Annotated in this window: 17 protein-coding genes and 1 tRNA gene; 12 read left to right on the top strand and 6 right to left on the bottom strand. The window is 72.2% G+C overall.

Translation table 11 applies throughout. The annotated features are described in order from the left end of the window. Window positions 1-2: 2 nt before the first annotated feature. Window positions 3-986: an SDR family NAD(P)-dependent oxidoreductase gene (locus tag IRQ30_RS11780; protein ID WP_193613041.1), complete on the bottom strand. Its 984-nt coding sequence runs from the start codon at window positions 984-986 to the stop codon at window positions 3-5. 118 nt (window positions 987-1,104) lie between these two features. Here IRQ30_RS11780 and IRQ30_RS11775 point away from each other — a divergent pair, with 118 nt between their 5' ends. Next, entirely contained in the window at window positions 1,105-2,151 is a 1,047-nt protein-coding gene (locus tag IRQ30_RS11775) for a PP2C family protein-serine/threonine phosphatase (protein WP_193613040.1), read from the top strand. Between the two features lie 94 nt (window positions 2,152-2,245). Here IRQ30_RS11775 and IRQ30_RS11770 read toward each other — a convergent pair whose 3' ends face one another. Further along, complete coding sequence (locus IRQ30_RS11770) at window positions 2,246-2,551, bottom strand: GNAT family N-acetyltransferase (RefSeq protein WP_193613039.1); 306 nt, start codon at window positions 2,549-2,551, stop codon at window positions 2,246-2,248. Between the two features lie 89 nt (window positions 2,552-2,640). Between IRQ30_RS11770 and IRQ30_RS11765 the strand changes: the two genes are divergently transcribed. Beyond that, the gene (locus IRQ30_RS11765; protein ID WP_193613038.1) at window positions 2,641-2,985 is read left to right on the top strand and encodes a PadR family transcriptional regulator; all 345 of its coding nucleotides are present in this window, start codon (window positions 2,641-2,643) and stop codon (window positions 2,983-2,985) included. Then, a complete protein-coding gene (locus tag IRQ30_RS11760; protein ID WP_193613037.1) occupies window positions 2,982-4,007 on the top strand; it encodes an HAAS signaling domain-containing protein in 1,026 nt (341 codons plus the stop codon). The genes IRQ30_RS11765 and IRQ30_RS11760 overlap by 4 nt, the downstream gene beginning before the upstream one ends. A 76-nt stretch (window positions 4,008-4,083) precedes the next feature. Here IRQ30_RS11760 and IRQ30_RS11755 read toward each other — a convergent pair. Continuing rightward, window positions 4,084-4,166: transfer RNA gene (locus IRQ30_RS11755), tRNA-Leu, on the bottom strand. A 158-nt stretch (window positions 4,167-4,324) separates the two neighbouring features. Here IRQ30_RS11755 and IRQ30_RS11750 point away from each other — a divergent pair. Genes IRQ30_RS11750 through pknB form a run of 7 tightly spaced genes read left to right on the top strand, consistent with a single transcriptional unit; the run spans window position 4,325 to window position 12,993 of the window. Beyond that, a complete protein-coding gene (locus IRQ30_RS11750; protein WP_193610078.1) occupies window positions 4,325-5,038 on the top strand; it encodes an FhaA domain-containing protein in 714 nt (237 codons plus the stop codon). Beyond that, window positions 5,031-5,507: an FHA domain-containing protein FhaB/FipA gene (locus tag IRQ30_RS11745; protein ID WP_193610077.1), complete on the top strand. Its 477-nt coding sequence runs from the start codon at window positions 5,031-5,033 to the stop codon at window positions 5,505-5,507. The genes IRQ30_RS11750 and IRQ30_RS11745 overlap by 8 nt, the downstream gene beginning before the upstream one ends. Before the next feature lie 7 nt (window positions 5,508-5,514). Then, on the top strand, window positions 5,515-6,900 hold the full coding sequence (locus IRQ30_RS11740) for a PP2C family protein-serine/threonine phosphatase (RefSeq protein ID WP_193613036.1): 1,386 nt from the start codon (window positions 5,515-5,517) through the stop codon (window positions 6,898-6,900). Between the two features lie 4 nt (window positions 6,901-6,904). Beyond that, window positions 6,905-8,293 (top strand): FtsW/RodA/SpoVE family cell cycle protein, encoded by a 1,389-nt coding sequence (locus IRQ30_RS11735; RefSeq protein WP_193610075.1) that lies wholly within the window; start codon window positions 6,905-6,907, stop codon window positions 8,291-8,293. Then, complete coding sequence (locus IRQ30_RS11730; RefSeq protein WP_193613035.1) at window positions 8,290-9,759, top strand: penicillin-binding transpeptidase domain-containing protein; 1,470 nt, start codon at window positions 8,290-8,292, stop codon at window positions 9,757-9,759. Before IRQ30_RS11735 ends, IRQ30_RS11730 begins: the two co-directional genes overlap by 4 nt. Further along, window positions 9,752-11,191: a serine/threonine-protein kinase gene (locus IRQ30_RS11725; protein WP_193613034.1), complete on the top strand. Its 1,440-nt coding sequence runs from the start codon at window positions 9,752-9,754 to the stop codon at window positions 11,189-11,191. Before IRQ30_RS11730 ends, IRQ30_RS11725 begins: the two co-directional genes overlap by 8 nt. Beyond that, window positions 11,188-12,993, top strand: coding sequence for a Stk1 family PASTA domain-containing Ser/Thr kinase (gene pknB / locus IRQ30_RS11720; protein WP_193613033.1), 1,806 nt, complete (start codon window positions 11,188-11,190; stop codon window positions 12,991-12,993). The genes IRQ30_RS11725 and pknB overlap by 4 nt, the downstream gene beginning before the upstream one ends. 1,043 nt (window positions 12,994-14,036) lie before the next feature. Here the strand turns inward: pknB and IRQ30_RS11715 are convergent. Then, complete coding sequence (locus IRQ30_RS11715) at window positions 14,037-14,822, bottom strand: DUF881 domain-containing protein (protein WP_193613032.1); 786 nt, start codon at window positions 14,820-14,822, stop codon at window positions 14,037-14,039. 70 nt (window positions 14,823-14,892) lie between these two features. On the opposite strand from IRQ30_RS11715, the gene IRQ30_RS11710 reads away from it, so the two are divergent. Beyond that, window positions 14,893-15,354: a cell division protein CrgA gene (locus IRQ30_RS11710; protein WP_338089674.1), complete on the top strand. Its 462-nt coding sequence runs from the start codon at window positions 14,893-14,895 to the stop codon at window positions 15,352-15,354. Window positions 15,355-15,671: 317 nt separating this feature from the next. On the opposite strand, the gene IRQ30_RS11705 is transcribed toward IRQ30_RS11710, so the two are convergent. Then, window positions 15,672-16,583: a rhomboid family intramembrane serine protease gene (locus IRQ30_RS11705; protein ID WP_338089673.1), complete on the bottom strand. Its 912-nt coding sequence runs from the start codon at window positions 16,581-16,583 to the stop codon at window positions 15,672-15,674. Window positions 16,584-16,609: 26 nt separating this feature from the next. Next, a complete protein-coding gene (locus tag IRQ30_RS11700; protein ID WP_193613030.1) occupies window positions 16,610-17,122 on the bottom strand; it encodes a peptidylprolyl isomerase in 513 nt (170 codons plus the stop codon). 165 nt (window positions 17,123-17,287) lie between these two features. Here IRQ30_RS11700 and IRQ30_RS11695 point away from each other — a divergent pair, with 165 nt between their 5' ends. After that, entirely contained in the window at window positions 17,288-17,944 is a 657-nt protein-coding gene (locus IRQ30_RS11695) for a DLW-39 family protein (protein WP_193613029.1), read from the top strand. Window positions 17,945-17,986: the final 42 nt, after the last annotated feature.

The following is a 17,986-nucleotide window of genomic DNA, read 5'->3' as shown; positions in this document are numbered from 1 at the left end:
GGCTACCAGGCGGCGGACGTCGCGGTCGCGGTGGAGACGTAGGCCAGGAACCGCTCGACCGTGCCGGCGTCCTGGTCGCGCTGCCAGCCGAACGTCGTCGGGCGCAGCGCCCGGTCGTGCCAGAAGTGGTGGCTGCCGGACGACTCGGGGCGGGTCGCCACCAGCCAGACGGCCGTGTCGGCGCCCCCGCGCGCGTCGCGCAGCAGCGGGCCCATCACCTTGCTGAAGCGCGGCAGGCTCTCGGTCACGCCGGGCGTCGCCACCCAGCCTGGGTGCATGCTCTCGACACGGACGCCGCCGCCACGCAGCCGCCGCGCCCAGGCGTCGGCCAGGACGACCTGCATCCGCTTGGTCCGCGCGTAGGCCTGCACGCCGTCGTAGGTGCCGTCGCGGAACTCGATCTCGTCCTCGGTGCCGCGCAGCCCGGCGCCGTACATGCCGCCCGACGCCATGAAGACCACCGACGAGCCGCCCGAGGTCGTCGCGGCGCCCAGCGCGGGCAGCAGCAGCTCGGTGATCAGGTGCGGGCCGAGCACGTGGGCGGCCAGGGCAGTCTCGTGGCCCTGCGGCGTCTCGGCGCGCTTCGGCGGCATCGCACCGGCGTTGTGGACCAGTCCGTGGAGCACGTCGACGCGCTCGAGCAGGTCGGCGCACCACGCCCGCACGGCGTCCAGGTCGCCGATGTCGCAGACCTCCTCGACGACGTCCGCGCCGGGCACGGCCTGTCGCAGCCGCTCGGCGTAGCGGGTGACCTTGTCGGCGCTGCGGCCGAGCAGGTGGACCGTCGCGCCCAGCTCGGCCAGGGAGACCGAGATCGCCTCGCCGATGCCCGAGGTGGCGCCGGTGACGACGACCCGCCTGCCGCGCATCGAGCCTGGCGCGGGGTCGGCGGGCCACCACCGGCGACGCAGCGAGGGGCCGATCCTGGTGTAGCCCAGCACGAGGGAGCGGTCGAGCACGGCGTCGAGCACGGCGGTGGCGGGCATGGGCCCAGCGTGGCAGCACCGCCAAGCCCGCGCGGTGACCGAGGGCGGGCGGAACATTCCGGCCACGGGTCTGTGTATTCGCAGGTCAGGACCCCTGCGGGCTGGGATGCTCTCAGGCATGCCCCCCAGCACTCTCGGACGGCTGGGGCTCCTCGCACGCGATCGGGGGCTCCAGGCCGGCTTCGGCGTCCTCGCGCTCCTCGTCGTGGGCGACCTGCGCCGCGACCTGCTCCTCACCGCCACCTACTCCGCGAGCGCGATCGTCGCCTCGATGCTCACCACCGCGCGGCGCACCACCGCGGTGGCGGTGGCCAGCGTGGCGCTGGCCTTCCTCATCGGCTACGTCGACGACGGCCCGGCCGGCGCGGAGTGGGCCCTGCGCGGCTGGCTCGGCGCCGCCCTCGGCGTGCTGGCGGTGATCTCGGCCGTCGTGCGCGACCGCCGCGAGGAGCGGCTGCGCCGGATGACCGTCATCGCGGCCACCGCCCAGCAGGCCCTGCTCAGCTCGATCCCCTCGCGCCTGGCCGATGTCGAGCTCGCCGCCCGCTACGTCTCGGCGACCACGGCCGCCCAGGTCGGCGGGGACCTGTACGAGGTGAGCTCGACGCCGTACGGCGTGCGGATGATCGTCGGCGACGTCAAGGGCAAGGGCATCGAGGCCGTGCAGGTCGCAGCGTCGGTGCTCAGCGCCTTCCGCCACGCCGCGGTGACCGAGAGCGACGTCGGCGCGGTCGCCCGCTCGCTCGACGCGGCCGTCGGTCGGATGGTCTCGGACGAGGACTTCGTGACCGCGATCGTGGCGGAGTTCGCCCACGACCGGATCACGCTGGCCAACTGCGGGCACCCCTCGCCCGTGCTCGTGGCCGGACGCCGCATCGAGAGCCTCGACCCCAGCGAGCACACCCTGCCGCTCGGGCTCGGCGCCGACCCGGTGCTGAGCACCCACCCGTGGCCCGAGGGCGCCCGGATGCTGCTCTACACCGACGGGCTGATCGAGGCCCGCGACCGCCGCGGCCGCTTCTTCCCCCTCGACGACCACGCCGAGGAGCTCGCCGACGGCTCGCTCGACCAGGCGCTCGACCACCTCGTCGACCAGCTGCTCCTGCACGCCGGCACCCACGTCGACGACGACCTCGCGCTGGTGCTCACCGAGCACCACGTCTAGCCCGTCCGCGAGCGCTTGGCGGGGGTCGGCTGCGGGTCGTGTGCCGCACGCAGCGCCCGAGCGCGGTCTCCGGCACACGACCCGAGGCCGACGCTCAATCCGTGGCGGTGGACCGCGGGGCGCGGTAGTCGAGGTCGGCGTACTCGGGGTGGCGCTGCAGGTAGGCCTGGACGAACGGGCACACCGGCAGCGCCCGCAGCTCCTGGGCGCGGACGTCGTCGAGCGCGGCGCGGACCAGCGCCCCACCCACGCCCTTGCCCTCGGAGCCGGGGAACACCTCGGTGTGGGTGAAGACCACGAGCTCGGGGGTGGACTGGTAGGCGGCGAACCCCAGCAGGGTCTCGCCCTCGCGGATCTCGTAGCGGCTCTCGGCGTCGTTGCGCAGGACCTCGGTCGTCATGGGGCGATCCTGCCTCACGCGACCAGACGAGATGACCCACAACGAAGTGCCCGTTGCAATAGTGTGTGTCACACACTATTGTCGTCGGCATGAGCGACGACGACGAGGTGCTGGGCGGTCACGTGCAGGAGATCCGCCGAGGCTCCGTCGTCCTGGCGTGCCTGGCGGTGCTGCGGACCCCGCAGTACGGCTACGCGCTGCTGAGCACGCTCGACGAGGCCGGCTTCCCGGTGGACGCCAACACGCTGTACCCGCTGCTGCGGCGGCTGGAGAAGCAGGGGCTGCTGAGCAGCGAGTGGAACACCGACGAGTCCCGGCCGCGCAAGTTCTACGTCGTCAGCCCGCTGGGTGAGCGACTCCGCGACGAGATGGCCCAGGAGTGGGCCGACCTCGGCGCCCGCATCGAGTCCGTTCTCCGAGGAGGCACCCCATGAACGACGACAGCACCACCGACCTGGTCGAGCGCTACCTGGCGGCGGTCTCGCGCCGCCTGCCCGAGGCCATCCGCGCCGACGTCACCGACGAGCTGCGCGGCACCATCGCCGACATGCGCGACGCGCACGGCGACGACCCGGCGGCCACGCGCGAGGTGCTCCTCGAGCTCGGGGACCCCGCCGTCCTGGCCCGCAGCTACGACACCCGCCCGCGCCACCTGATCGGCCCCGCCGTCTTCGACGACTTCGTCGGGGTCCTGCGGGCCACGCTGGTCACCGTCCTGCCGATCGTGCTGGTCGCGATGACCGTGGTCCAGGTGGGCATCGAGGGCGAGAGCCTGCCCCTCGGGCTGCTGCACGCCGCCCTCGACACGTTCACGGTCGGCCTGCACATCGTCTTCTGGACCGGGCTCGCCTTCGCCCTCGTCGAGCGGTACGGCGACGAGCAGCGCGCCCCGGCCACCGACGAGCAGGAGCCCTGGAGCCCCGACCTGCTGCCGCCGGTGCCGCCGCAGCGCCAGATCGGCGTGTCCGAGCTCGTCTGGGGGCTGGTGGTGGTCGCCGTGTCCATCGCCTGGCTGCCGTGGCAGCACGTCAGGGGGGTCGTCGACGACGCCGACGGCGACCCGGTCCCGCTCGTGGACCCGGCGCTCTGGGACAGCTGGATCCCCGCGTTCATCGTCATCATGCTGGCGGGCGGCGTCCTCGAGGTCGTCAAGTACCGCGTCGGCCGGTGGACGCTGCCCCTGGTCCTGGTCAACGCCGCGCTGAACGCGGTGCTGGCGGCGTTCGTCGTCGTCGTGATGACCGTCGTGGGCGTGGAGAACCCCGACTTCGCGCCGGCGATGCTGGCCGACGACAACGTCTGGGAGCCGCGCGTGGTCGGCACCGTCGTCCTCGCCACGATCCTCGCGCTCTGCGCGTGGGACGTCGTCGCCAGCGTGCGCCAGCACCTCCTGCTGCGCCGCGACGCGGCAGCCACGCCGGCGGCGGGCCGGGGCCGGACCAGCGCGCCCGCCTGACGCCGAGCGCGGTGGGCCGCCGGGCCCATCAACGCCGCAGGGCCCCGGGGAGACCCGGGGCCCTGCGGTGCTTCTGTGCGCGAGGGGGGATTTGAACCCCCACGCCCTTTCGGACACTGGCACCTGAAGCCAGCGCGTCTGCCGTTCCGCCACTCGCGCAAGTGAGCCGGGTCAGGTTATCCCAGGGCGGGTTTGACCCCCAAACCGGGACGGAGGGTGCACGATCCGCGGGCCCGACCCCGATACGATCGATCGAACCCCGTCTCGAGGACGGGTCCGTTCGTCATGTCTGGCGCTGTCTGCGGAAGGAGGGGGACGTGGGAGGGCTGCAGAGGTTCGAGCAACGGCTCGAGCAGATGATCTCCGGCGCGTTCGCCCGGGCGTTCCGCTCCGCGGTGCAGCCGGTCGAGATCGCGGCCGCGCTCCAGCGCGAGTGCGACAACAACGCCCAGATCCTCTCGCGCGACCGCCGGCTGGTGCCCAACGACTTCCACGTCGAGCTCTCCCAGACCGACCTGGACCGGCTCTCGACGTACGAGGGCGCGATGGCCAAGGAGCTCATCGGGCAGCTGCGCGAGCACGCTGACGCGCAGGGCTACGTGTTCACCGGCCCGGTCCAGCTCGACTTCGAGCCCGCCGACGACCTCACCACCGGCCGCTTCCGGATCCGCAGCTCCGCCCAGGCCTCGGTCACCGGCAACGCCTCGCACACGCAGGTGACGCGGGCCCGCGCCGTGCTCGACGTCAACGGCACGAAGCACCCGCTGCAGCCCCCGGGGCTGGTCATCGGGCGTGGCACCGAGGCCGACGTCCGCATCAGCGACCCCGGCGTCAGCCGTCGCCACGTGGAGTTCACCGTCTCGGGCATCGGCGACGACGTGGAGATCGAGGTCCACGACCTCGGCTCGACCAACGGGATGCTCGTCGAGGGCCGCAAGGTCAAGCACGCCGTGCTCCACGACGGCTCGCGGGTCAAGATCGGCAACACCACCATGACCGTGCGCGTGGTCCGGGAGGACGCCGATGTCTGAGCTCACGCTCTTCCTCATCCGGATCGCCTACCTCGCGATCCTGTGGATCTTCGTGCTGTCGGCGATCTCGGTGATCCGCTCCGACATGTTCGGCGCCCGGGTGCCCGAGGCCGCGCGCGCCGCCGGCGGTGGCGGGGGCAAGCCCGCGAAGCAGAAGAAGCCGCCCAAGCGCCGGGGCTCGCCCACCCAGGTCGTGGTCACCTCCGGCACCAACGACGGCGCCACCGCCTCGCTCGACCACGCCCCCATCCTGATCGGACGCGGGCCCGACGCCGCGATCCGGCTCGAGGACGACTACGTCTCGACGCGACACGCCCGGATCGCCGCCTCGGGCGACCAGTGGTTCGTCGAGGACCTCGGCTCCACCAACGGCACCTACATCGGCACCGTGCGCATCACGCAGCCCACCACGATCACGCTCGGCACCCAGGTCCGGATCGGCAAGACGATCCTGGAGCTGCGCAAGTGAGCTGCTCATGAGCCTGCGCCTGCACTACTCGGCCATCTCCGACGTCGGCCGCGTGCGCAAGGACAACCAGGACTCCGGCTACGCCGGCGCCTGGCTCCTCGCGGTCTGCGACGGCGTCGGCGGCGCGGCCCGCGGCGACATCGCCTCGGCGACCGCGATCCAGACGCTGCGCGAGCTCGACGTGCCGCCCGCCGACGACACCGGCGCCGACCTGCTGGACCGGGTGGCCGACACGCTGCACGAGGCGCACCTGCGCATCGGCCAGCTCGTCGACGCCGACCCGGCGCTCAACGGCACCAGCACCACCGCCACCGTCGCGCTCTTCGACGGCGACCGCGTCGGCATGGGCCACGTCGGCGACAGCCGCGCCTACCTGTTCCGCGACAAGGAGCTGTCCCAGCTCACCAAGGACCACACCTTCGTGCAGTCCCTCATCGACGAGGGCCGCATCACCGAGGCCGAGTCGCGGGTCCACCCGCACCGCAACCTGATCCTCAAGGCGCTCGACGGCATGCAGGAGGCCGACCCCGACCTCTTCATGATCGAGCTGGTGCCCGGCGACCGGCTGTTCCTCTGCAGCGACGGCGCCTGCGGCGTCCTCGACGACGGCCGCCTCGCCGACATCCTGTCGATGGGCACGCCCGACTTCGCCGCGGTGGAGCTCGTGCGCGCCAGCCTGGAGGCCGGCAGCTCCGACAACGTCACCTGCCTGGTCGCCGACGTCGTGACCGAGGAGGCCGCGGCCGGCGACCCGTCGTACGACGCCCTCGAGCCGCTGCTGGTCGGCGCCGCCGCCGAGCTGCGCCGCCGCGCACCGCGCGCCAAGGGCAGCCTCTTCCGCGGACACCGCTCCGGCGACACCGGCGAGCTCGACCCGATCGAGGACGAGATCGTCGGCGGGCCCGGCGCGACCTCCGCACCGGTCGACCCCGAGGCCGCGCGCTACGCCCCGATCCCGCCGTCGCGCTACCAGTGGGTCACCCGCCTGCTGGTGCTGGCGGTGATCGCCGGCGTGGTCTGGGCGGGCGCCGCGGCGGCGTACTCCTGGACCCAGCGCCAGTACTTCGTCGGCGAGAGCGACGGAAACGTCGTCATCTTCCGCGGCATCAACACCGACCTGCCCGGCATGGACCTCAGCGACCTCTACCAGACCAGCGACGTCGAGCTCGACCGCCTCAGCGACTACGACGCCGGCCGCGTGCGGCAGGGCATCGAGGTCAGCGACCTCGACGCCGCCCGCGAGACGGTCCAGAACCTGTCCGCCGAGATGTCCCCCGCCGACGACACCGCCGAGACTCCCAGCGACGAGCCCAGCGACGAGCCCAGCGAGCTCCCCACCGAGATCCCCACGAGCGGCGCCGCCACGACGGACAGCGCCGAAGGGGCGGGCTGAGCCCATGTCCCAGTCCTCGGCCCTGATGGGGTTCGTGCACCGCCGGCGACGCGGTGCCGAGCTCTTCCTGCTGATCCTCGCCCTCGCGGTCGGCATCGGCGCCTACGCCGCGGTCGGCATCGGCGTCGAGGGCCACGTGCCGGTCGACATCCTGGGCTACGGCGGCTGGCTGGCCGCGCTGCTCGTCGGCGCCCACGTCGCGGTCCGCCTGGTCGCGCCGTACGCCGACCCGGTGCTGCTCCCCGTCGTGGCCGCCCTCAACGGGCTCGGCCTGGCCGTCATCCACCGCCTCGACCTCGCCGAGGACACCACCTTCGCGCGCCAGCAGCTCACCTGGATGACGCTGGGCGTCGTGCTGTTCGTCGGCGCGCTCGTCGTGCTGCGCGACCACCGCGTCCTGACCCGGTTCACCTACACCTTCGGCCTGCTGGCGATCGTGCTGCTGCTGCTGCCGATGGTCCCCGGCGTCGGCAAGACCATCAACGGCGCCAAGATCTGGATCGGCGTCGGACCGTTCAGCTTCCAGCCCGGCGAGGTCGCCAAGGTGCTGCTGGTCGTGGCCTTCGCCGGCTACCTCGTCCTGCACCGCGACGCGCTCGCGCTCGCCGGCCGGCGGGTGCTCTTCATCGACCTGCCCCGCGGCCGCGACCTCGGGCCGATCCTCGCGATGTGGCTGGTCAGCCTCGGCATCCTGGTCTTCCAGCGCGACCTCGGCTCCAGCCTGCTCTTCTTCGGCCTCTTCCTGGTGATGCTCTACGTCGCCACCGAGCGGCCCGGCTGGCTGGTCGTCGGCTCCGGGCTGTTCCTGTCCGGGGCGTTCGTCGCCTGGCGGCTGTTCAGCCACGTCCAGGACCGCGTCGACATCTGGCTGCACCCCTTCGACTACTACAACGCCCCCCGCCCGCCCTACAGCGACCAGATCGTCGAGACCATGTTCGGCATGGGCTGGGGCGGCCTGATCGGACGCGGCTTCGGCGAGGGCGACCCGACCCGGATCACCTACGCCGAGGCCGACTTCATCATGGGCGCGATCGGCGAGGAGCTGGGCCTGACCGGCGTCATCGCCGTGCTGGTCCTCTACGGCCTCATCGTCGAGCGCGCGCTGCGCGCCGCCCTCATCTCGCGCGACGGCTTCGGCAAGCTGGTGGCGGTCGGCCTGGCCGGCGTCGTCACGCTGCAGGTCTTCGTGGTCGTTGGCGGCGTCACCCGGCTGATCCCCCTGACCGGCCTCACCACGCCGTTCCTGTCCTACGGCGGCTCCTCGCTGGTGGCCAACTGGGTGATCATCGCGCTGCTGCTGCGCATCTCCGACCAGGCCCGTCGCCCCGTCCCGGACCTCTCCGGGCCCAGCGAGGCGCCGGACGAGCAGTCGACGCAGGTGATCAAGCTGTGAACAAGCCGATCCGCACGATCTCGCTCTTCTGCCTCTTCCTGTTCGTGGCGCTGATGCTCAACGCGACGTACCTGCAGTTCTGGAAGGCCGACGACCTCAACAACGACGCCCGCAACCGCCGCGTGATCGAGGAGTCCTACTCCCGCGAGCGCGGCGCCATCCTGGTCGGGCGCGACCCGGTGGCCGAGAGCGTGCCGAGCGACGACCGGTTCGAGTTCCAGCGGACCTACGCCGAGCCGTTCCGCTACGCGCCGATCACCGGCTACTTCTCCTACTTCAGCCAGACCGGCGTCGAGCGCTCCCAGAACCAGGTCCTCTCCGGCGAGGACCCACGGCTGTTCGTCACCAAGCTCGTCGACCTGGTCACCAACGACCCCAACAAGGGCGGCAGCGTCCAGCTCACCATCGACCCGGAGGCGCAGGACGCCGCCTTCGAGGGCCTCGACGCGCTGCCTGGCGACGTCGAGGGCTCGGTCGTGGCGCTCGACCCGAGCACCGGCAAGATCCTGGCGATGGTCTCGCTCCCGAGCTACGACCCCAACAAGCTGGCCTCCCACGACCTCGACCAGGTCAGCGACACCTACGACAAGCTGCTGGCCGACGACTCCGAGCCGCTGCTCAACCGCGGCATCCAGACCACGCTGCCGCCGGGCTCGACGTTCAAGCTCGTCACCGCGGCGGCCGCGATCGAGAGCGGCGCCTACACCGCGGACAGCATGGTCCCGGGCGGCGACACCTACCAGCTGCCCCAGACCTCGGGCGAGAGCGGCCTCATCGACAACGAGGGCCGCGACTGCGGCACCGACAAGATCCCCTTCGAGCAGGCCATGGAGAACTCCTGCAACACCACCTTCGCGGCGCTCGCCGTCGAGGTCGGCGCGGAGGCGATGATCAAGCAGGCCGAGGCGTTCGGGTTCAACACCACCTACCTCGAGGACCTGCGTCCCCAGGCCGAGTCGAACTTCCCCACCGAGATGAACCCGCCGCAGACCGGCCAGTCCGGGATCGGGCAGTTCGAGGTGCGCTCCACGCCGCTGCAGATGGCGATGGTCGTGGCCGGGCTCGCCAACGGCGGCGTGGTCAAGCGCCCCTACATCGTCGACGAGGTGCAGTCCGCCGACCTGTCCACGCTGGAGAAGACCGAGGACAGCGACCTCTCGCAGGCCGTCTCCTCCTCCACGGCCGCCGACCTGACCCAGCTCCTGGTCTCCACCGTCGACAACGGCACGGCCTCGCCCGCGGCCATCCCCGGCGTGAGCGTCGCCGGCAAGACCGGCACCGCCCAGAGCGGCCAGGACGACGTGCCGCCGTACGCCTGGTTCGTCTCGTTCGCCCCCGCCGAGGACCCCGAGGTCGCGGTCGCGGTGATGATCGAGTCGGCCGACATCCCGCGCGGCGAGATCGCGGGCGGCCAGCTCGGCGGGCCGATCGCGAAGGCCGTGATGGAGGCGATCCTCGATGACTGACACCACGCAGACGCCGGCCGCGGGCGAGCCGTCCGAGCGCTTCGCCGACGACGCGCGCCGCTACCGCCTCGACTCCCGCATCGCCACCGGCGGGATGGGCGAGGTCTGGCGCGCCACCGACACCACGCTGAGCCGCGAGGTCGCGGTCAAGCTGCTCAAGCACGAGTACGCCGACGACGAGACGTTCCGCTCCCGCTTCGAGACCGAGGCCCAGCACGCCGCGGCCCTGCACCACCCGGGCGTCGCCGGCGTCTACGACTTCGGCGAGGCGCTCGCCCCGGGTGCCGCCGACGGCTCGGGCTCGCCGCGGCCCTACCTCGTCATGGAGCTCGTCGACGGCAAGCCGCTGTCGGACCTGCTGCGCGGCGGCCGTCCGCTGGACCCCGAGGTCGCCCGCGACCTGCTCGCGCAGGCGGCCGACGCGGTCGCCGTCGCCCACGCCGCCGGCATCGTGCACCGCGACATCAAGCCCGCCAACCTGCTCGTGACGCCCGACCGGCGCATCAAGATCACCGACTTCGGGATCGCGCGGGCCGCCGACGGCGTCGGCATCACGCAGACCGGGCAGGTCATGGGCACCCCCCAGTACCTCTCCCCCGAGCAGGCTCGCGGCAACCCGGCGACGCCGGCGTCCGACGTCTACTCGCTCGGCGTCGTCGCCTTCGAGTGCCTCGCGGGCCGGCGTCCGTTCGAGGCCGAGTCGCCGATCGCAACCGCGCTCGCCCACCTGCAGCAGCCGGTCCCCGACCTGCCCGACGACGTGCCGGCCGACCTCGCCGCCGTCGTACGGCGTGCGCTCACCAAGGACCCTGCGGAGCGCTACGCCGACGCCGCGGCGTTCGCGTCCGCTCTGCGCGACCCCGCCACCCAGGTCATCGCGCCACCGGTCGCGCCCCCCGGCGACACCCAGAGCACCCAGGTCCTCGCGCCGGTGGCGGCCGCGCCGATCCCGACGGCGGCCACGGCCGTGGCGCCGCCACCGCCGCCCGTCGCCGACGACGAGCGCCGTCGCGGCCCGTGGGGCATCGTGCTGCTGGTGCTGCTCCTGGTCGCGGCCGCCGCCGTGGTGCTGCTGCTGGTCACCGGCGGCGACGACGAGCCCGAGGACGACACCCCGCCGTCGCAGGCGCCGACGTCGGAGCCGACGGCCGAGGACACCCCCACGCAGGAGGAGCCCGAGCCGAGCCAGTCGGAGGAGCCCGAGCCGCCGCCGGACACGCCCTCCGAGACTCCCGAGGACACGCCCTCCGAGACTCCTGAGGAGACGCCGGAGGAGACCCCGAGCGAGACCCCGCCGGAGACGCCCACCGACGTCCCCAGCGACGAGCCCACCGACACCCCGCCCAGCGAGCCGGTCGACTCGACGCCGTCCGACGCCGCGCAGTCACCCCAGCAGCGGGCGACGAACTCCGAGGGAGAGCCCACTCCATGAGCAACTCACAGCCGACCGTCGTCGGCGACCGCTACGAGCTCGGCGAGCTCCTCGGTCGCGGCGGCATGGCTGAGGTCCGCAAGGGCACCGACGGGCGCCTGGGCCGCGTCGTCGCGGTCAAGCGCCTGCGCACCGACCTGGCGAGCGACGCGACGTTCCAGGCCCGCTTCCGCCGTGAGGCGCAGTCGTCGGCGTCGCTCAACCACCCCTCCATCGTGGCGGTCTACGACACCGGCGAGGAGCCGGCCGGCGACGGCTCCGGGGTCGCCCAGCCCTACATCGTCATGGAGTTCGTGGCCGGCCGCACGCTGCGCGACATCCTGCGCGAGGGCCGCAAGATCCTGCCCGAGCGCGCCCTCGAGATCACCAGCGGCGTCCTGTCGGCGCTCGACTACAGCCACCGCGCGGGCATCATCCACCGCGACATCAAGCCCGGCAACGTGATGCTCACCCCCAGCGGCGACGTGAAGGTGATGGACTTCGGCATCGCGCGCGCCATCAGCGACGCCTCGTCGACGATGACCCAGACCGCCGCGGTCGTCGGCACCGCGCAGTACCTCTCCCCCGAGCAGGCGCGCGGCGAGACCGTCGACTCCCGCTCGGACGTCTACTCCACCGGCTGCCTGCTCTACGAGCTGCTCACCGGCCGTCCGCCGTTCGTGGGCGACAGCCCGGTCGCCGTCGCCTACCAGCACGTGCGCGAGCAGGCGGCGCCGCCGTCCGACCACGACACCGAGCTGCCGCCCGAGATCGACACGATCGTGATGAAGTCGCTGGCCAAGCGGCTCGAGGACCGCTACCAGTCCGCCGCGGCGATGCGCGCGGACATCGAGCGCTACCTCGCGGGGGTGCCGGTGCAGGCGACCGTCGCGCCGCCCCCCGAGCACACCATGGTGGCCGGCGCCGCCGTGCCCGCGACCACCGTCGCTGCCGCGGCACCACAGCCCCCTCTGCCGGTGGGCAACGACGACGAGCCGCGACGCAACACCGGACTGCTGTGGATGCTGGGCATCCTCGCGCTGGTGCTCGTCGCCGCCGGCGCGTTCTTCATGCCCAAGCTCTTCGAGAGCCCGCCGGAGCAGACCCAGGTGCCGCGGCTCGTGGGCCTGACGTACGACGAGGCGCTCCTCGAGATCGCCGACGCCGGGCTGGAGAAGGGCGACGTCTCCTACGCGCCCGACGACACGGTGCGCGAGAACCACGTCATCAGCCAGTCCCCCAACCTCGACCAGTTCGTCGACCCCGGCTCCGAGATCGACCTGGTGATCTCGAACGGCAAGCCGCTGGTCCCGGTGCCCGCCGTGGTCGGCCAGCCGCGCAAGGCCGCGGCCGAGGCGCTCGAGGCCGCCGGCCTCAAGGTCAACGCGCAGGAGCGCGACTCCGACGAGGACAAGAACGAGATCATCGAGACCGACCCGGCCGCCGGCACCGAGGTGCCTGCGGGCAGCACGGTCACGATCTTCTACTCCGACGGCCAGGAGCAGATCCCCGACGTCATCGGCGACCAGCAGGACGTCGCGGAGCAGAAGGTGCGCGCCGCCGGCTTCACCCCGGTCGTGCGACCCGACGCCTCCTCCACCGAGCCCGCCGGCACGATCGTCGACCAGTTCCCCCTGGGCGAGCAGACCGCCGACGCCGGCGCCGAGGTGATCCTGTTCGTCTCCACCTACGTCGAGCCGACGCCCACCGCCCCCACCACCGAGCTGCCCCCGACCTCGCCCACCCCCACAGCCCCAATCCCCAGCACCCCCACCATCCCCATCCCCAGCCGCGACGGCGACGGCGACGACGAGCGCGACTAGCGGCCTTCGCGGTGGTCGAGCAGCGAGGAGCGCCAGCGACGAGCGTCCGTCGAGACCCCCGCAAGCCGAGCGCCGACCTCGGTGGTTGAGGTGCGAGCGAAGCGAGCCTCGAAACCACGCCGCCGCACTCCACCGGTGGTCGAGCAGCGAGGAGCGCCAGCGACGAGCGCCCGTCGAGACCCCCGCACCTCTGGCTGTCTCCTCGGGGCTCATCTGGGTGCCTCGCGCTTAGCGCGGCACCCCTGATGGGGCTGGTGTGACTGGTGGTGCAACAAGCGACACTCAGCGTCGGCAGTTGGTCACTACCCAGCCGCGGCTGAGCGTGGAGAGGCACGGCCCGAGCTCGAACTGCCGACGTAGGTGACCGATACGCAGGGCCCGCGCTGTTAGCGGGCGGCGCGGAGAAGCCGCCGCCGCCCGTGCGCCGCCTCAGCAGCCCGGAAGAGGCTCGGAGTCAAGGACGGCCGAAGCCGCGGCGCAGCGGGCGAAGCTCCTTAACGCCGAACCCGGGCTGCTATGCGCGCGGGCCTCGCGAGCCCCGCACACCGTGAGTGGTTTCGAGGCTGGCTGCGCTCGCACCTTAACCACCGTGGTTCAGCTCGGCGTTCGGCTCGCCGGGTCTCGACGGGCGCTCGTCGCTGGCGCTCCTCGCTGCTCGACCACCGGACGTGTGGTTTCGAGGCTCGCTGCGCTCGCACCTCAACCACCGTGGTTCAGCTCGGCGTTCGGCTCACGGGGTCTCGACGGACGCTCGTCGCCGGCGCTCCTCACTGCTCGACCACCGGTGGCGTGGTTTCGAGGCTGGCTGCGCTCGCACCTCAACCACCGTGGTTCAGCTCGGCGTTCGGCTCACGGGGTCTCGAGGGACGCTCGTCGCCGGCGCTCCTCACTGCTCGACCACCGGTGGCGTGGTTTCGAGGCTCGCTGCGCTCGCACCTCAACCACCGTGGGTCGCCGCCCGGCGTTCGGCTCACCGGGTCTCGACGGACGCTCGTCGCCGGCGCTCCTCACTGCTCGACCACCGGACCGTGTCGGCGCTCGATCTAGCCCTGCTTGCGGAGCACCTCGGCGTGCTGCACGTCGAGCAGGCCGTCGTACGCCGGCGCCTGCACGTCGTCGTCGGACTCGAGGTCCCAGCCGACGGAGATGTCGGGCAGCTGCGCGCGCTGGAGGTAGTAGTCGACGTCCTCGTCGTCGACGACGGCCTCGCCGAGGGTGTCGGGGTCGCCGACGGCCTGGATGACGTAGGGCTGGGCGTAGGGGATGCCCTGCAGGAGCACGGCGTTGCCGTGGCACTTGATGCCGGTCGTGCTGACGACGCGCTGGCCCTGGATGGTCACCGCGCTCGCGCCGCCGCGCCACATGGCGTTGACGACGGCCTGGATGTCCTGCTGGTGCACGACCAGGAGCGACAGCTTGCGGGTCGTGGAGTTGATGACGTCCTCGGGGGCGTCGGAGAGCGTGACCGTGATGCCCGGACCGCGGCGCGGCTCGAGCCCGGCCGGGTCGCGCAGCGTGTCGACGCGGCGGCGCAGCTTGTTGACCGTGCGGTCGTCGACGCCGGCGGTCAGCGACTCGACGTCGGCGCTGAGGTCGTCGAGGCGGCCCTTGAGCTGGTCGTACTTCTCCGCCTCGGTGTCGACCAGGCCGGCGAGGTCGGAGTAGCGACCGGGGCGCAGGTCGGTGCCCTCGCTGTTGTAGGCGCTGATGGCGAACAGCGAGCCGCTGAGCAGCAGCACGACCGGCGTCCCGATGCGCCATGCGCCCCGCTTGCGGCGCGGGCGCTCGGGCGCGGGCCCCGAGGGGCTCGCGTGGGAACCGGACGTCATGCCGACTAAGGTATCCCGCGACCCGCGGCGAGACGTCGCGGCGGCGCCACCCGCGACAAGGAGCAGACCCGTGCCCAAGCTCAAGGCCAACGATCCCTTTGCGGAGCCGAGGGGCAAGCTGCTGACGCCGCGCTTCGTGATCTCCCTGCTGCTGATCGTCGTCGGCATCGCCTGGATCGTCTTCTACTACGCCGCGGTGCGCCCCGACCCGAGCGTCATCCCGCTCCCGAAGGCCGGCGGCCCGAAGTTCATGGCCGACCTCGAGGACTGGAACTACCTGATCGGCTTCGGCGCCCTCTTCCTCGGCCTCGCGCTGGCCGCCCACCCCTCCACCCCGCTCGGTCGCGGCCGCGGCGTCGTCGTGGGCATGCTCGGCTGCTTCATCCTCGGCCTGCTGTGGATCTGCACCTTCTACGTCATCAGCGACGACCCGTCGCGGATCTGGGTCTTCAACGACCTCGGCCAGAAGAACCTCTTCGTCGGCATCGCGTTCATGGCCGTCGGCTTCGCCTACGCCACGCGCTGGGAGTGAGCCCCCGGGCCTGACGGCCCCACCCGCACGTCACCCACCGACCCGCTGGAGCCTCTCCGGCGGGTCGGTGGCATTTCGCCTGTCCTACTGCAGTCGGTCGACCGCGTCGGACGGTGACGTTTCACCAAGGGATGCAGGGAAGACGTCACTTCCCTCAGTCTGCAGCGCCCGGGAAGTGACGCTCCGGATGCATCCCTTGGGGAAACGTCACCCGTCCCCGACGACCGAGTTCTCCACAGGTCCATCCACAGATTGTGGAGAGTTACACGCGTGTGGTTCTGCACAGGTGTGGAGAAACCTGTGGAGCAACGGCGGCGTCAGCCGGTGAGGACGGCGGAGCGGACGATGACGGCCAGCGCGAGGGCCGCAGCGATGAAGACCAGCATGCCGACCTGGAACTGGGTGCGGTTGCGGCGCGGGGCGTAGACCAGCGCGGCAGCGATCAGGACGCCGCCGACCAGGCCGCCGAGGTGGGCCTGCCAGGAGATGAACTGCGCGCCCAGCACGGTGATCACGACGTTGATGCCGATCCAGGTGAGGACCGACTGGACGTTGCCGCCGACCTTGAACGCGACGACCAGCAGTGCGCCCATCAGGCCGAAGACCGCCCCGGAGGCGCCGAGGGTGGCGCCGTGCTCCGTGGCGAGCCAGTAGACCGACGCCGAGCCGGCAAGCCCGGACAGCAGGTAGAGCGCGAGGAAGCGGGCGCGGCCCAGCACCAGCTCGAGCTGGGGGCCCAGCGCGTAGAGGGCGAACATGTTGAACGCGATGTGCCAGATCTCGACGTGCGCGAACATGCTCGTCGCGAGCTGCCAGTAGGAGCCGTCGGCGACGCCGGGCACGAACTCCTGCCCGGGCGCGACGCAGGAGGCCTCGGTGAGGTTGGGGTAGTAGCCGCTGCCGTCGGAGGTGAAGCAGGTGCCGAGCGGGCTCAGCGCCAGCCGGTCGATGAGCTGGCTGCTCTTCCACCCGGTCGCGACGATCGCGAACCACACGGCGACGTTGATGCCGATGAGCGCCATCGTCGTGGCGCCGGGGTTGCTCGGGCGGATGCCGCCGTACGCCGTGCGGCCGGCGCGCATCGTCTTGGCGCCCTCGGCGACGCAGTCGGGGCACTGGAAGCCCACCGACGCCTGGCGCATGCAGTCGGGGCAGATGACCTTGCCGCAGCGCTGGCAGCGGACGTACGACTCCCGCCCGGGGTGCCGGTAGCACGTGGTGACCGGCACCCCGGGGACGGGAGCAGGGTGGTCGCTCAGGAAGCCACGACCTCGACCGACTCGATCACGACGTCGTCCTGCGGACGGTCGCCGGCACCGGTCGGGGTCGAGCCGATGGCGTCGACGACCTCGCGGGAGGCCTGGTCGGCCACCTCGCCGAAGATGGTGTGCTTGCGGTTGAGCCACGGGGTGGCGCCGAGGGTGATGAAGAACTGCGAGCCGTTGGTGCCCGGGCCGGCGTTGGCCATCGCGAGCAGGTAGGGCTTGTCGAAGACGAGCTCGGGGTGGATCTCGTCCTTGAACGTGTAGCCGGGGCCGCCGGTGCCGGTGCCGAGGGGGCAGCCGCCCTGGATCATGAAGCCCTCGATGACCCGGTGGAAGCCGAGGCCGTCGTAGAACTTGCCCGTGCGCCCGTTGCCGGCGTCGTAGGACTTCTCGCCGGTCGCGAGGCCGACGAAGTTGTCGACCGTCTCGGGGGCGTGGTTGCCGAACAGGGTGACGGTGATGTCGCCCCGGTTGGTCTTGAGGATGGCCTGCTGCTCCGCCATGACTGCCTTTCGCCTGGGATGTCCGGCGCCTGGTGCTGCCGCGCCGGTTTGCGGGATCGATCCTCGCACGGGTCGCAAGGCGGGGGCGCGCAGGTCACCCCCCTGGGGGTGGCTTGGTCACCACCGGCATGGTGGGATGGACGGAACCCACAGAAGGAGCGCTTGATGGGACTGCGCAAGAAGAAGACGTTGATGGACCAGGCCAGCGAGTACGTCGAGGCGGCGAAGCCCCACGTCGAGTCGGCCTACGAGTCGGCGCGCGAGTTCGTGCAGGACACCGCCGTGCCGGCGCTCCTCGACGCCAAGGAGAAGGCCGCCCCGGTGCTGGCCGACGCCCGCGAGAAGGCGGCGCCGGTCATCGCCGACGCCCGCACCAAGGCCGCCTCCGCCGCGAGCGACGCTCGTGACAAGGCCGCCCCGCTGCTCGCCACGGGTGCCGCGCTCGCCACCGAGAAGGCGGCCTCCGCCAAGTCCGTCGCCGACGCGAAGGTGGCCCGACTCAAGGGCGAGCCCGAGCCGAAGAAGGGCGGCAAGCTCAAGAAGTTCCTGCTCTTCGCCGGCATCGCCGGTGTCGTGGCGTTCGTCGCCAAGAAGCTGCAGGGCGGTGACGCGGCCGCCGACAACTGGCAGTCGTCGTACGTGCCGAGCCCGCCGCCGGCCCCGGCCCCCGCGCCGACCGACGTCGCGCCGGTCCCGCCGACCGACGACCCGGGCGGCTCCTCGCCCGACGAGGCCCTGGCCGACGCCGCCGAGGCCCCGCACGAGGTCACCACGCCGGACGACCCGGCCGAGGTCGTCCAGGTCGAGGACCCCAAGTCCTGACCTGACCACCGCTCCACCGCCGACCCGCCAGAGATCCTCTGG

It is taken from the genome of Nocardioides lijunqiniae, from assembly GCF_015024225.1.
Classification (GTDB): Bacteria; Actinomycetota; Actinomycetes; order Propionibacteriales; family Nocardioidaceae; genus Nocardioides; species Nocardioides lijunqiniae.
This window is presented reverse-complemented; position numbering and strand designations above follow the sequence as displayed.